This is a genomic window from Spirulina sp. CS-785/01 (genome assembly GCF_028330525.1).
GTDB lineage: Bacteria > Cyanobacteriota > Cyanobacteriia > Cyanobacteriales > Spirulinaceae > JAQMSD01.
This window is the reverse complement of the sequence record NZ_JAQMSD010000010.1, coordinates 1-14,426: the sequence shown is the minus strand read 5'-3', so window position 1 is coordinate 14,426 and position 14,426 is coordinate 1. Positions and strand designations below refer to the sequence as shown.

At 47.6% G+C, this 14,426-nt stretch carries 11 protein-coding genes; 4 read left to right on the top strand and 7 right to left on the bottom strand.

What is annotated here, in order from left to right:
* The first annotated feature begins 386 nt into the window (after positions 1–386).
* Positions 387–2,054, top strand: coding sequence for an L-aspartate oxidase (gene nadB / locus PN462_RS00435; RefSeq protein ID WP_272125841.1), 1,668 nt, complete (start codon positions 387–389; stop codon positions 2,052–2,054).
* 109 nt (positions 2,055–2,163) lie between these two features.
* Here the strand turns inward: nadB and PN462_RS00430 are convergent, their stop codons facing one another.
* The 5 genes from PN462_RS00430 to btpA all read right to left on the bottom strand — a co-directional run bounded on the left by PN462_RS00430 (position 2,164) and on the right by btpA (position 8,183).
* Positions 2,164–2,451, bottom strand: coding sequence for a hypothetical protein (locus tag PN462_RS00430; protein WP_272125840.1), 288 nt, complete (start codon positions 2,449–2,451; stop codon positions 2,164–2,166).
* A 388-nt stretch (positions 2,452–2,839) separates the two neighbouring features.
* Positions 2,840–4,981, bottom strand: a complete 2,142-nt coding sequence (locus PN462_RS00425) for a CHASE2 domain-containing protein (protein ID WP_272125839.1) — start codon at positions 4,979–4,981, stop codon at positions 2,840–2,842.
* Between the two features lie 269 nt (positions 4,982–5,250).
* Complete coding sequence (locus tag PN462_RS00420; RefSeq protein ID WP_272125837.1) at positions 5,251–6,219, bottom strand: vitamin K epoxide reductase family protein; 969 nt, start codon at positions 6,217–6,219, stop codon at positions 5,251–5,253.
* Positions 6,220–6,266: 47 nt separating this feature from the next.
* Entirely contained in the window at positions 6,267–7,241 is a 975-nt protein-coding gene (locus PN462_RS00415) for a vitamin K epoxide reductase family protein (protein ID WP_272125836.1), read from the bottom strand.
* An 87-nt stretch (positions 7,242–7,328) separates the two neighbouring features.
* The gene (gene btpA, locus PN462_RS00410) at positions 7,329–8,183 is read right to left on the bottom strand and encodes a photosystem I biogenesis protein BtpA (protein WP_272125835.1); all 855 of its coding nucleotides are present in this window, start codon (positions 8,181–8,183) and stop codon (positions 7,329–7,331) included.
* Positions 8,184–8,610: 427 nt separating this feature from the next.
* Between btpA and PN462_RS00405 the strand changes: the two genes are divergently transcribed.
* Positions 8,611–8,796 carry a hypothetical protein gene (locus PN462_RS00405; RefSeq protein ID WP_272125834.1) on the top strand — a complete coding sequence of 62 codons (186 nt, stop codon included), beginning with the start codon at positions 8,611–8,613 and terminating at the stop codon, positions 8,794–8,796.
* A 175-nt stretch (positions 8,797–8,971) separates the two neighbouring features.
* Here the strand turns inward: PN462_RS00405 and hflX are convergent, their stop codons facing one another.
* Positions 8,972–10,654 (bottom strand): GTPase HflX, encoded by a 1,683-nt coding sequence (hflX, locus tag PN462_RS00400; RefSeq protein ID WP_272125833.1) that lies wholly within the window; start codon positions 10,652–10,654, stop codon positions 8,972–8,974.
* Between the two features lie 100 nt (positions 10,655–10,754).
* Here hflX and PN462_RS00395 point away from each other — a divergent pair, with 100 nt between their 5' ends.
* Positions 10,755–11,237 (top strand): GNAT family N-acetyltransferase, encoded by a 483-nt coding sequence (locus PN462_RS00395; RefSeq protein WP_443029024.1) that lies wholly within the window; start codon positions 10,755–10,757, stop codon positions 11,235–11,237.
* A 290-nt stretch (positions 11,238–11,527) separates the two neighbouring features.
* Here PN462_RS00395 and PN462_RS00390 read toward each other — a convergent pair whose 3' ends face one another.
* Positions 11,528–13,771 carry a mechanosensitive ion channel domain-containing protein gene (locus PN462_RS00390; protein ID WP_272125831.1) on the bottom strand — a complete coding sequence of 748 codons (2,244 nt, stop codon included), beginning with the start codon at positions 13,769–13,771 and terminating at the stop codon, positions 11,528–11,530.
* Positions 13,772–14,083: 312 nt separating this feature from the next.
* On the opposite strand from PN462_RS00390, the gene PN462_RS23315 reads away from it, so the two are divergent.
* Positions 14,084–14,311 (top strand): hypothetical protein, encoded by a 228-nt coding sequence (locus tag PN462_RS23315; protein WP_443029023.1) that lies wholly within the window; start codon positions 14,084–14,086, stop codon positions 14,309–14,311.
* Positions 14,312–14,426 lie beyond the last annotated feature (115 nt).

Sequence of the window (14,426 nt, the reverse complement as noted above, 5' to 3'; positions counted from 1 at the left end):
CACCTGTTCCGAGGTGGGGGAGGAAAGCGGCTCTTTTGTTGAAAAATTCTTTGATCTTACTTTTTTTTGAATCACCCCTCTCGAAGGGGTGTTTTTTTTGCAGCGAACCAATATACCTTGGGTTGAAACTCAAGGCTAATAGCTTAAACTCGTTGAAAACGGGTTGAGAGTAGGGGGAGTTCAGGAATTGCCTCTACTACTTTACCAAAAATAATGGGTCTAAAGCCCCGTCCTGACTTCGACTCCAGGGCGGGGAGTTGTCAATACAAACCGATCAGTACGGTACACTGAGATGACGATGGTTGGCTGTTGCTTGGGCTGCCTGTTTGGTCTGAGGTACAACGCCTGACGCTTGACTGTTCCCTTTTGCCGCTTCCCTTGAAAATATGACTGTTTCTTCCTCTGCTGCAACGTTGTCTTCTCCTCTCCCTTCTGTCACCGATGTGGTTGTGGTGGGGGCGGGGGCTGCGGGGTTATATGCGACGCTGTGTTTACCTGCGGAGTATTCGGTTTGTCTGTTGTCGAAAGAGAGTATGCAGACGGGGGCGAGTGATTGGGCCCAGGGGGGAATTGCGGCGGCCATTGCGCCGGATGATTCCAGTGTCTCCCATTTACAGGATACCCTGAAAGCAGGGGCCGGGTTATGCGATCGCACTGCCGTCGAATTCCTCGTGAATAATGCCGTTACCGCCATTAACCGTCTCGTGGACTTAGGGGTGGCCTTTGACCGCAAAAATAATGATTTAGCCCTCACCCTAGAGGCCGCCCATTCTCATCCCCGTGTCCTCCATGCAGCAGACACTACGGGCCGGGCCATTGTTTCTACTCTCATCGCCAAAGTGCAACAATGCCCCAATGTGACGATTGCCGCCCAAGCCTTCGCCCTCAGTCTCTGGGTAAACCCGAAAACCCAACGCTGTGAGGGGCTTTGGGTGTGGCATCAGGGGCAAATCCATTTTGTCCGGGCGGCGGCGGTTATTTTAGCGACGGGGGGCGGTGGCCAAGTGTTTGCCCAAACGACTAACCCGGCTGTGAGTACCGGAGATGGTATTGCTTTGGCTTGGCGGGCAGGGGCTCAGTTACGAGATTTAGAGTTTTTCCAATTTCACCCGACGGCTTTAATGAAGGCCAATGCCCCCCATTTTTTAATTAGTGAAGCGGTGCGCGGGGAGGGGGCCCATTTAATTGATGCCCAAGGCCGGCGGTTTGCTTTTGACTATCACCCCAAAGGGGAGTTGGCCCCACGGGATGTGGTCAGTCGGGCGATTTTCCACCATTTAGAGAAACATCCCGATCAAGATTGTGTTTATCTAGATTTAAGTCCCATTCCCCCAGAGCGAGTGCGTTATCGTTTCCCGAATATTATTCAAAAATGCCAAAAGTGGGGGATTGATGTGTTTACCGAGCCGATTCCGGTTGCTCCTGCGGCGCATTATTGGATGGGGGGTATCGCTACGGATACGGATACCCAAACCACCGTGTCGGGGTTGTATGCGGTGGGAGAGGTGGCCAGTACGGGGGTGCATGGGGCTAACCGTTTGGCGAGTAATTCCCTGTTGGAATGTTTGGTTTATGCGGGCCGGTTGGCGGAGTTGTCTTTGTCGCCTCTGGGGGAGGTGGAGGAGAGTGGCCCGGTGGTTACGGTTCCGCCTCCAGATATGAGCCTAGCCGAGCTATTAACGCTCCGGGAGGAGTTACAACAGTTGATGTGGCATAGTGCCGGAATTGCTCGCACGGAAGGGGTTTTAAAGGATGCGATCGCGCAAGTCCAACAGGGCCGCACCCGTTTGGCCCAATCTTCTCTCTATGCCCCCCTCTTTACCCATCCCTCTCCCGCCACCCAACATCAAGACTTTACAAAATTAGCAGAACATATCCGTATTTTCACTGAAACGGTAAATTTGTTTGATGTAGCTTATTTAATTCTCCAGAGTGCCTTATTTCGCCAAGAAAGCCGGGGAGGTCATTACCGCAGCGATTATCCTCAACCGAGCGACGTTTGGCAAGGTCACACCCTTTTACAAGGGGAGAAATGCGAGTTTAATGAGAGTTGATTGTTGTTTGTGAACAAGGGAATAGCCTTTCGGCTTCGCTCAAGGCACGGGAATAGTAATCAGTCATCAGTAACCAATTACCAATTATCCATTATCCATTACCAAAACCTTAACGAGTGCCAGACCCCTGAGAACTATCAGGTCCCCCATTATTGGGGGGGGTATAACCATCGTCTTTGCCGTTCTGCTCATTAAGGAAAACGGGATACCAAGCGGGAGTCTCTTGAACCGTCCGGCCAAGGGAGGAGGGAACAGTAACTTGAGAGGAGAGCATCTTCTCAGCAGAGGAAAAGGAGGAAGATGAGAAGGAGGGAGTCGCCAAAGCAACCCCTGTGCAGACTGCGGGTAACGTCAGTCCTAATGTAATGATACTGGCCAAATGGAGAGGAGTACCCATGGTAAAAGCAAGAGTCGTCTTGCAAGTCACGACTACCTTCAGTATATTCACGGTAATCTTCATTGTAAATTTAATTTATAGAATTGTTGCTAAGTACAAAGGATTGTTATCTTGTCAGTGATTACCCTAAAGACAACGAAGTCATTAAAACTTAACTTTTTCCAAGAAAACCGGAAGACATGGAACTGAAGACGCTGAAAGAGTCAACATTTCAGGCTAGGTCAAAGCTAAAGAGGGCTTTACGCCAAATAAACAAGGATTCATGTTGTCAACGTTTTGGGTCGAAGTATTAATTTTTGTAAAGGGTTTACAGACAAGGGTAAACCCATTATAGGTATATGTACCGCTTTGAATTATAACATTTCTTTACTTTTTCTACAGATTGTCTTTATCTTTTCCGGCTTAAAGATTTAGCGCGATACATGGCATGGTCGGCCAGATTGATCAAAATTTCTTCTGTGTCTCCATCACGGGGATAGACGCTATGGCCGATACTCACGGTGACAGAGACAAAATGGTCATCAAGGGCAAATTTTTCCGAGAGAGTCCCGCTAATTTTTTTAGCGACAATTTCCACATCCCCTGGATTTTTGATCCCCGGCAAAATCACAGTAAATTCGTCGCCCCCCAAGCGAGCCACTGTATCACTTTCACGCAGACAGTTTTTAATGCGTCCTGCCACCGCTTTCAGCAGGAGATCACCAATAGGGTGGCCGAGGGTATCATTCACTTGTTTAAAACCATTTAAGTCCAGATAAAGTAACCCCACCAGTTGATTATTCTTTTTCCCCCACTCCAGAGTCGTGCGGAGACTTTCATAGAAGGATTTGCGATTGGCTAATCCCGTCAAAGAGTCATAATAGGCCAGTTGTTGTAAGCGATTTTGGGCGCGTCTTAATTCCGCATTAGAGCGACTTAATTCGTCTGTGGTGCGACGCAGTTCTTCTTCCACTCGTTTGCGTTCGGTAATATCTCGAATCACCCCCACTAAAAAGATATTGCCAGCCGCATCTCGATGGAGAGAGCGTTTGGTGGCGGTGAGGTAGGTTGTCCCACTTTTATCTGTAAATTTTTCTTCGTTTTCTTTAGACTGTTGGTAGTTAAACACCCATTGAGCTTGTTGGCGAAAGACTCGCGCTTCGGCGGGGGGGAAAATCTCTTGTTCGGTTTTTCCTAACAGTTGTTCACGGGAATAGCCACTAAAGCGACAATAGGCTTGGTTGAGGACAATCCAGCGATAATTTTGATCTTTGACAAAAATGGGATCGGGAATATTGTCAATAATCGATCGCAGGAATTCCATAGACCGTTTCATTTCTTCCTCTTGATAGGCCCGGTATCCGGTTAAGATAATGGCGGTACTCCCTAGGGCAAGAAAGGGGGGGATAATGGGAATCCACCATCCTCCTAAAAAAGCCAAATAAACCGTCCCCCATAACCCGCCAGTCGCTAAAAGGAGACCTACAGAAGACCGAATAAGGGAACGGAATTCCGTGACGATAATTCCCCCCACCCCAGACCACAGGACAATCCACAGCCACGCGAGAGGGGGATTCAAGACGCGAATTAACGCTTGTTCTCCCAAGGCAGCACTAATGATATAACTCACAAAGTTGGCGTGGAGTTCCACCCCATGGATGGGTTCTAGACTCTTGAATAGACTGGTACTGTAGGGGATAAAGGCAAAATCTTTTAAACTGGGGGCCGTTGAACCGACGACAATAATGCGATCGCGGATTTGCCCTGGGGACACTTGGCCCGTTAACACCTCCCGCAAAGACACCGTGGCAAATAAATCCGGGTGACGGAAGTTGGCTAAAACCTGATATCCTTTCGTATCGAGGCGAACATAAGCCCCATCATTGGGCTGTAAGGGGCGAAAAACTGCTTGTCCGAGTTGTAAATACTCTGGGTTGATCTGGGCCGGTTGGGGAGAAATCTCCTGATCTTGTAAATAAAGCTGGGCTAACCGTAGGGCAAAACTGGTTTTGAAGTCTTCGCCTATGTGCCAATACAACAACATTCGACGGACTTTCCCATCCCCATCGGTGACAATATTATTAAAGCCGATCGCGTCTGGGTCTAAGTCAGGGGGAGGAACACCCACCGATTGGGAATCTTCTAATTTCTCGATCATCACCAAATTCGGTGTATTTTCCATCACCGCCTCTAGGGTAGAATGACCCGGAGGCACAGGTAAATCTCGATAAATATCAATACCGATGGCTTGGGGATTGGCGGCTTGGAGACGTTGGATCAGGTTGGCGAGGAGGCGATCGGGAAACGGCCAAGTCCCCACCCACTGAATATCCGTCTCATCCACCGTCACAATTAAAATTCGCTCGTCGAGACCTTTTTGAGGCCGCAGACGAAACCCCGTATCGTAGGCCGACCATTCCCAAGTTTGTAGCACTCCGGTTAAACGAAGTATAATCACCAATCCAGCAACCGTCCCCGAAGTCCACCACAATTTTTTGCGGTCTCGAAACCACTGGTTGATCTGGCTTACCCATTGGGGTGATTTAGACATGGATTGCTTCCAACAATAAAAAAGACAACAGTAACAGTCTGATCATCTTATTCTGTTGTACTCTGAACTGATGTCCTTTGGGCTAATTTAAGGCTTGCAGATTTTGGCGTTAGGGAAAGCGCGTTACTGCTAATCGAGGGGATGTAAGACGGACTGGTAAAACTTCGGTGTTGTCAGATGCAATTCCCAATGAAATTAGAAGCCCTAACTATACCGCTTGCGGTTAGTTAGGGGAGTTCACCGGGACATTGTATATTTAAAATGTATATTTAAAATGTATATTTAAAATTACTCGGCCCTTCATATCCTGATAATTCTGCTAATTCTTCTAGGGGACGGGCCCCGGAATAGAGTTGTCCATCAATTTCCCAACTGGGGTAAGCCCGAATGCCCGCTTCTTCACATTTTTGCGGTTCTGCGTCTTCTGCGGGGGGGCTACATTCGATGTAGTTAATTTTTTTAATGGCTTCTTGGCCAAAGAGTAATTTTTGTAGGTGACAGTAAGGACAAGACCAACCGCCATACATGATCGCGTCCTGTTCTGTGAGGTATTCGGCTAAGGCAATTTCGGAGGGGGAGGAGGTGGTTGTGACTTCCCAGCCGACTCCCCTTTCCGGTTGGGTGGTTGGGGGAGGTATTACAGTTTGTTCTCCTGCAACGCTAGCGGTATTAATATTCGCATAAACCCCTAATGTGCCAATGAAGGTGACGAGGGCGACAATGATTCCTGTAAAGAGAAGTTGGCCAATATCTTTCCAGTCTCGACCAAAGACGGTGAGGAGGAGTAAACTGAGGGAAAAGAGGGCAGACCCGATACAGTAGTAACAGACGGTTTGGAGTTGAAAGGCGAGGACGTACATCAGATAACCGCTAAAGACGGCCATGGCGGTTGACCCGATGAGCATGAGGAGTCCGGTGTAATGTTCTACTTGTTTCCGTAAGTCCCGTTTTTCTTCACTATTGAGGAGGTAGGGACTAAGGGCATTGGCGATCATGTAGAGATAGGCTAAGAGGCCAAAGAGGGAGAGGGGCAGGCCAAAGACGGTGGCATAGGGACTATCGAGGACACTATTACATCCGCTGGCGCTGGCGGTTGCTTCAACGGTACAAGTGACTTCTCCGCCACCGAGTTTGCTGATGGTGAGATAGGCGGTGAGAATTACGCCTACGGTTGCGATCGCGCCAATTATAAACCGCGACCATTTATGAATCCAAGGTTGTGAGCGTCTGCGTTTCATAATTTGGGTAATGGGTAATGGGTAATGGGTAATGGGTAATTTATTGTTCAAAGTCCTGGCATTGTATATTTAAAATTTGTACTGCCGTCATAATTCGATAACTTAGCCAGCTTATCGGGACTTTGTATTCCGGTGTATCGTTGGCCGTTAATCTCCCACGTTGGATAGGCTTCTATTCCATCGGCGGAACAGCGATCGCGCTGACTGTTTTTTGCCCCTCGTCCACATTCGATATAGTCGATTTTCTGAAAGGCTTGTTTCCCTAGTAATAACTTTTGTTCGTGACAATGGGGACACCAATAGGCCCCATACATTTTAGCCCCTTGGTTGTGGAGGTGTTGGGCTAATTGTAATTCAGCATTGCCGGAGTCGGTCGTAATCTGCCAACCGACTCCCGGTTGGGGGGGACGTTGTAGAGTAGGAATAGGGGTGCGATCTCCGGCCACAGTCGTTGGGGTATCTTGGGCAAAAACCCCCAATGTCCCCACCCAAGTTACTAACCCCACCATGGTGATCCCTAAAAATAATTGTCCCAAGTCCTGCCAATTCCGTCCTAATAAACTCAACAGAAAGAAACTCACAGCAAAACTAGCGGAGGCGACACAGTAGGGGCAAAAGGTCTGGAGGTCAAAGGCTAAAATATACATTAAATAGCCACTGGCCACCATCATGGCTGTTGATCCGAGGAGTAACCCCCACCCCGTGATCCGTTCAACGGTCTCTCGTTGGGGTTTTTGCAGGGTTAGGTTGAAAGCAAGGGGGAGAACCGCCAATAAAAGAATAATGAAATAGGCCCCCATTCCATACACCGTCAGAGGAAGACCAAAGACCGTCGCATAGGGACTCGAAAAGACATCATTACAACTTCCCGCCCCACTTTGTTCCCCCAGACAAAAGGCTTCCTTGCCCGTGACTTTCACAATGGTCAGGTAGGTGGTTAGGGTTAATCCTAAAAGCGCGATCGCGGCAATAATTGGACGCGACCAACGATAAATCCAAGGACGAAAGTCAGGTTGAGTCATGAGGTTCAGCCGTGAACAAGTTCAACGCTTCAAAAAACTTGACAATAGATAGATTATATGTTAGCAAACTCGCCCACACTCACCCATCTACGTTGCTAGTTTAACGGATTCTGGGGAAGTCATTGGATTCTGCTCAGAGGACTGTAAACTCTCCCTCGCCGATTCCACAAAGGCTTGGACGCGAATGGGATCAATAGGTTCAGTAATGCGGCCATGACGTTTCAGGGAACTCGCCACAATCACCCCTTCTGCCGCTTGTAACAGGTTGCCAATATTACTCCAATTAGCCCCACTACCAATAAAAACAGGTGTTCCCTTAGCCGCATTCACCGCTAACTCTAAATCTTCCGGGTTGGGGGGACTTCCGGTAGCCCAACCGGATAAAATCACCGCATCGGCCAAACCCCGTTCAATAGTATCTTGAACCGCCGTCGTTAAATTGGGCGACCCCAGGGGACGAGCGTGTTTAACCAAGACATCCGCCATAATAGCCACATCCGCGCCTAATTCTCGACGGTAGCGCAGGAGTTCATGGGCATTCCCTTCAATTAATCCCTGATCTGTCGCCATAACTCCCGTTAAGACATTCACCCGAATAAAGGGACATTGACAGACATTGGCAATGGCCATGGCACTTTTTGCGTCATTCCGCAAAACATTAATCCCCACAGGCAACATGACTAAATTCATGATCCGTTGGGTAATTAACGTCATAGCACTCACCACAGACGGATCTACATGATCCTTGGCAAAGGGAGCATCAAAGAAGTTTTCAATAATAATGCCATCGACTCCCCCTGTGGCTAAGGCCGTGGCTTCTTGTTCCGCCCGGGCAATGACGGCGTTTAAGTCTCCACTCCAACGGGGAGAACTAGGAAGCGGTTGTAGGTGAACCACACCGATGATGGGATTCGGGGTTGAGAAAATGTGCTGTAAGTTCACGCGGGTTAACCAGAAATTAAAACGCTCAACGAATCAAAACTCCGCAAATAACGAACGAGCCAAGGTTGGGGAACGCTTTGCGATCAGTTGGGAATAAGCCTAAACGGCTTACACCAGACTCTCTCAGGACTAGCGCAAGATTCAGCCTAGAGCAACTAGGGGATCAGACTAGATTCCTGTGCCATTCTATCGCATTGGTATGCCATCCTTGAAATCAGTTCCGTTGAAAAAGAAAGCATCGGCAGATAGAGAAGCCTTAAAACTAGAAAACTTTAAACCTCCCTTTCCCCCATCTCCCCCATCTTCCCCATCTCCCGATGCTCCTCTGGCAAATCACCAATTCTCAGGATTTTATTAAGGTTTGCCCTTCTCCTCGAAAGCATCAGTATAATTACTTTGGAGCAACTTGAGTTGCCAGGAGGTAGTAATGGAAATTTCAAAAATACGCGCCTTGGTTGAACGGGCAATTTCGGATGGCCAACTGACGCGAGATGAACGAGATGATATTCAAGCGGCCATATACTCAGATCACAAGGTTAGTCCCGAAGAATGCGAGTTATGGCGGCAGGTTCAAGAAAAAATTTGGCGAGGAGAGATACGCATTGGGGGATAAACTCTATTCAACAATAAACAAAAGCAGTCAGCCATCAACACTCAGTAGAGCGTAGGTTGGGTGAAGCGTAGCGTAACCCAACATCCCCCAATGAAAAACCTTGGGTTTCACTCCCTATTGAACAATAAACAAAAGCACTCAGCCATCAACACTCAGTAGAGCATAGCATTTGTGGTCATTGTTGCCACGCTTCTAGCACTTGGGGGGACTCACTTTCAACCACTAACTCCGCCAGTTGTTGGCGCAGGGTTTCTAGGCCAATGCGCTGACTGGCGGCGATATAGAGGGCTGAGGGATAGAGACGTTTGGCCTGTTTTAAGGTGTCACTCTCGACTTGATCAAGTTTGTTAAAGACTAATAACACCGGGGCGGGAAGGAGAGGCATTTCCGCGAGAATTTCGGAGACGGATTCGATTTGATGTTGCCAGGCGGGGTGGGATAAGTCCACTAAATGCAGCAACGCATCGGCTTCTGTGACCTCCTCTAAGGTGGCTCGGAAGGCATTGAGGAGGGGTGGGGGCAGTTCGTGGATAAAGCCCACGGTGTCGGTTAAGAGGACGGTGAGAGGGTCGCCTGTGGTGGGGTGTTCCACGGTGAGGCGGCGGGTGGTGGGGTCGAGGGTGGCAAAGAGTTGGTCGGCGGTGTAAACTTCGGCATTGGTTAGGGTGTTGATCAGGGTGGATTTTCCGGCGTTGGTGTAGCCGATAATGGCCACGGTGGGGACTTCTTGTTTTTGCCGTTGTTGTCGCAGACGGGACCGGTGGGCTTGGAGTTGGTTGACTTCTTTTTGGAGGCGGGCGATGCGTCGTTGGATGGCTCGGCGTTCGGTTTCTAGTTTGGTTTCCCCGGGCCCTCTTGTGCCGATACCCCCCCCTAGACGGGACATGGCTTGACCTTTCCCGGTGAGTCGGGGGAGCATATATTCGAGTTGGGCGAGTTCGACTTGGAGTTTTCCTGCGCCGGACCGCGCTCTTTGGGCGAAAATGTCTAAGATGAGTTCGGTGCGATCGCAGACTCGCACACCAAATTCTTGTTCTAAGTTTCGCACTTGGGCCGGGGATAAGTCTCGGTCAAAACAGACTAAGTTAGCCCCTAGGGTTTGCACGGCTAAAGCCACTTCTTGCACCTTTCCGGCCCCGATGACGGTTTGGGGGTGAGGCCGGGCGCGTTTTTGGGTGAGTTCTTGGAGGACTTCTCCTCCGGCGGTATCCACGAGACGAGCCAGTTCGGTTAGAGTTTCAGAGAAGGCGGTGTCGCTGGTTTCGGCAGTTTGCACCCCCACCAGTAGCACCCGGTCTTGGTCAATATCTACGGCCTGGGCGACAAATTCCCGCCGAAATTCTGCTTCTAACCCTTCGACTAATTCTAGAAAGTCCTGTTGGGTAAGGACTTCGAGACTCATGGGGGGGGATAACATCCAGTAGGGCCGTTCTTTAATTTGGGGGTCGGGTTGGGGGATAAGATGGGCGAGATAGGCTTCTTGCACATATCCGGTGGCCCCACCGCCTCGCCGTTGAAACCCCTGCCCGGTTAAGGTGAGGGTGACAAGGCTATCTAAACGCTGAATGGCCATGGCCGTGAGGTTGGAGGTTTTCGGGGGGTTGCGTTTCAGGGTGGTGGTGATACAGCGTATGCCGCACAACCGTTCGGCCCCGTAGCGGGGGAGTTCGAGGAGGGGGATTTTGGTTTGTTGTAGCGTTCCCACTCCCACTCGAATGACTTGCCCTCGACGGTTCAGATAGACGCAGAGGGGTTCTTGGAGGTCGGTACTGATGGCGGCAAGACGTTGGGCGAATTCCGGGGTGGTGAAGCAGTCTTGGGGCAGACGTTGCTGGTACAATCGCCGTAGTTGCTTCATCTGACTGGGTTTCAGTCCTTGCAGCTTTCCGTAGATGGTTTCGATAGGCGGTAAGTCCCAATTCTGTAATTGCTTATTTTAGCGCGTGTGAGGAATAGTGGTGCATTTGGATTATCAAGGGTTTACAATTCGAGATTGGCAGGGGTGCGATCGCATTTCTGCCTCTAGGGTGATTTCTCAGGTTTTACAGGAGTATGGCCTACCTTGGCAACCGGAAACCGCAGACCGGGATGTGGTGGCGGTTGAGGAGTATTATGTGCAGACGGGAGGAGAATTTTGGGTGATTGAACAGCAGGGAAAGGTGGTGGGAACTGCGGCTTATTATCCCATTGAACGGGGTCAGAAGGCGGTGGAAATTCGCAAAATGTATTGTTTGCCGGAAGTGCGCGGGAAGGGGTTAGGACGGTTTATTTTAGGGCAATTGGAACGGGTTATTAAGGCGCGAGGGTATCGGGAAATTTGGGTAGAAACGGCTTCGGTATTAAAGGAAGCCGTGAGGCTTTATGAGAAAGCGGGGTATGTCCCTGCAACGGGGGTGGAAACGGCACGGTGCGATTTAATTTATAAGAAGGTTTTGAAATAACAGCATTTCCTAAAAAAGCGACAAAAGTAGGGATAGTGACACCCCATTCGTGCAACCCAATAATTTTTTTTAGTGGCTGTAATGCTTACGATAATTCTTTTTTCTAGCTTTTTTATTTTTCTAGCTTTTTTATCAGTTCTTTCACGCTCACAGGAGTCTGCTCCCAGTCTGCACTGGGGATTTCTTGGCCTGCGATGGTGATCTGCTTCTTCATACTCCTCAGTTTACACTATCTCTACCCCCCCTGAACAGTTACTATTTAAGAGCGATCGGCCACCACCTCAGCGAGGTTAATTTGCCTCTTCAAAATCCAGTCCCATCCTTGATTGGGTTTTTACTTCAGACTCTAATTGGGGCTGCATATAGGCTTTATGCTCTACATCAGGATTCATAAAAACGCGATACTCTGGTGCAGCAAAGACAATTCCTTTTTCTCGTAAGCGACTGTGAATTTGTAAAACTAACTCTTCATAGAGCGTCCAATAATCATCAGCCTTAGATCGTGCCACATAAAAAATCTCCACCACATCCTTGACTTGCCAAACAAACGAACCTGCCCAAAATCCTTCTTTTAGCACTAAGGGATGATTATTGATCGTGTCATCAATGATTTGTTTAACTTCAACCAAATCCTCATTGACATTGACATAAAGTTTCTCGACAAGCTTGCGTATCCCATCCTTGGGTGTATGGTTCACGATGGTGCTTCCCCAAACCGTACTATTGGGAATCGAAATGATTCGTCCTTGTCCCCAAACCTGAAGTACCGTATTGGCTAAGGTGATTTCTTTAATCAAAGCCCATTGTCCGGCAATTTCTACCTCATCATCTACATCAAAGGGCTTATAAAGCAGCAGCATCAAACCACTTGCAAAATTCCCTAAATTACTCTGCAAGGCGAAGGCGAGAATAAAACTAACACCACCAACGAGAGCTAATAAAGGTCCTAAGCTTACTTCTAAGGCTGTCAGTCCTAACAGTAGCCCCACCACAATTCCGCCTCGTTTGACCAAAATAACAAGGAATTCCCGGAAGAGAGCCGAAGTTTTTGTGATTTTTTTTAACCCGAAATTCAAAGCTAAACCGAGCAGTTGAAAGCCCAAAACGGACACGACGAAAATAGCCACAAAAGTCGCTATATTGCCTCCCCAACGTAGTCCTCCTTCTTCCGATTTGAGCCAACTCATGATGCGAAGTCCTAACCCTTCCGTATCTTCAATATCCAATTGAACCGCACTGGCCGCTTGAATATATTTTTCATAAGAGGAGATATCGCCTCCTTTTTTCTCCAATTCTGCCAGCACCGTCTGCAAGCGGTCAATCAGGGCAGTTTGTTGGGCTTGCAGTTCCGTTACTGTCACCACTAATTGGTTTTTCAGTTCGGTTTCGGCTTCTGCTTCCTCTTTGAGTTGTTCGCTGGCTTCTTCGAGTTCCTTTTTTTGCTCTTCAGCAGCTTCTGGGTCTTCTACAGCAGGAGTCCCCGCCACTTCTGTTTGATTGTCATCATCAATTTCGGTGTTTTCTAGCACGGAAGCGACTTCATCAGTGGCTTCACCTTCAGGGGCATTTCCTTGAACTTCACCTTCAGGGGCTTCACCTCCCTCATTGTTTTGCGGTTCTTCCCCTTGGTTATCTTTTGGTATGCTTTTGATTTCCGGGCGAGCTTCTTCCGGAAGGAGATTGATCAGGGTTTCCCGACTTTCTACTACTTTTGCTCGAATGGTTGCGAGTTCTTGAGTCGCTTGTTCAAATTCGGGACTGTCAGGAATCGCTTTTTGTTGGTTTTCTTGGGCTTTTTCAAAATCTGTGATGTTGGTATTGAGGACATCAATACTGTCGGTGAGTGCATCGTAAGCCACTGAACCGGCTGTAAGCTCCTCCCGATAAGTTCTGGCAGCATCAAGGGTTTTTCGGGCTGCGTCAATATCTTGGGTTTCCTCTGCTTTTTCTAATGCTCCAGTGAGTGCTTCATCTTCAGCAAGGCTTTGTTTATTTTCGTTCGCTTCTTCTAAGGCCAGTTGAGCTTCTTGGAGTTTTTCTTTTGCTTCTTCTATTTTTTTTGCGGCTGCCTCAAATTCTGGAGAATTGGGTTCAGCGTCGGCTTTTTCTTCTTCTGCTTCTTCTATGTCCGTTTTAGCTTGCTCTAAGGCTGCGGCAGCTTCTTCTTCTTTGCGAATCGCATTGTTTTGGCGTTGAATGGCGATTTCCGCTTCGCTGATTTCTTGAACTTTTGCTTTGAGTAAGGCAAACCAAGCGGTGGCTTCAATTTGCAGTTCTTCTACCGTAAGGGGACGTAGGAGAAGTTCTAGTTCTTTTACGGGAATACTCGGATCTTCTGCGGTTTTGGCTGAGGCAATTTCTTCTGGGGTTAGGGGAGTAAGTTCTTCTGTGGCGGTTTCTTCTTCTTCTGCTGCGGTCTCTCCTTCTGCTGCGGCTTCTTGGGCTACCACAGGGATATGCCCTGCATTCCCTGTGATTGCCAGGCCCAGTAATAGGCTACTTAAAAATATAGAATAAATGCGCGATCGCAACATTACAGTTCTCCCAGTGTTAAAATTAAATTAAATTAAATTAATTGGGCAATATTAACATTTTTTAAAGTTCAACTAAGTTGATTTTGTATTTTAATAAATTATCATTATTTTTTTTAATAATAAGAGATTATTATAGCTCATACATTTGAGTCCTTTCATTCTCTATTCTAATTTTATAAAATTTCTTTTTTACAAAAAATTGAGTAATTACTTTTTTTATTAAGAAATGTAAAAAAAACGTGACATTGAGTAGAATTTAAAATAAAATTGGGATGTTAAAAAAATATAGAAAAGCTATATAACATCATCAAAATGCCTGATTCTTTAATCTCTGAACTCAATCAAAAACTAGAGTGTAATAGTCCTTTCTATTTCTATAATTTTAATACAATTGATCGGCAGTGCAAAAGTTTAGAACAACACTTACCCAAAAATTTTCGAGTCCACTATACCTTAAAAGCGAATAGTAACTTAGCAGTATGTCATCGTTTAGCTCAATTAGGAGCAGGTGCAGATATAGCATTTTCAAACGAGATATGAAAACACATCGTAGTTTTTAAGATGAGGCAAGGTAAACAGTTTGTAATCTATAAAAAGAGTGAATAGCCGTTTCATAGTATTAAAGTTTTTACAGAAACGACAACATCTTCTCAGT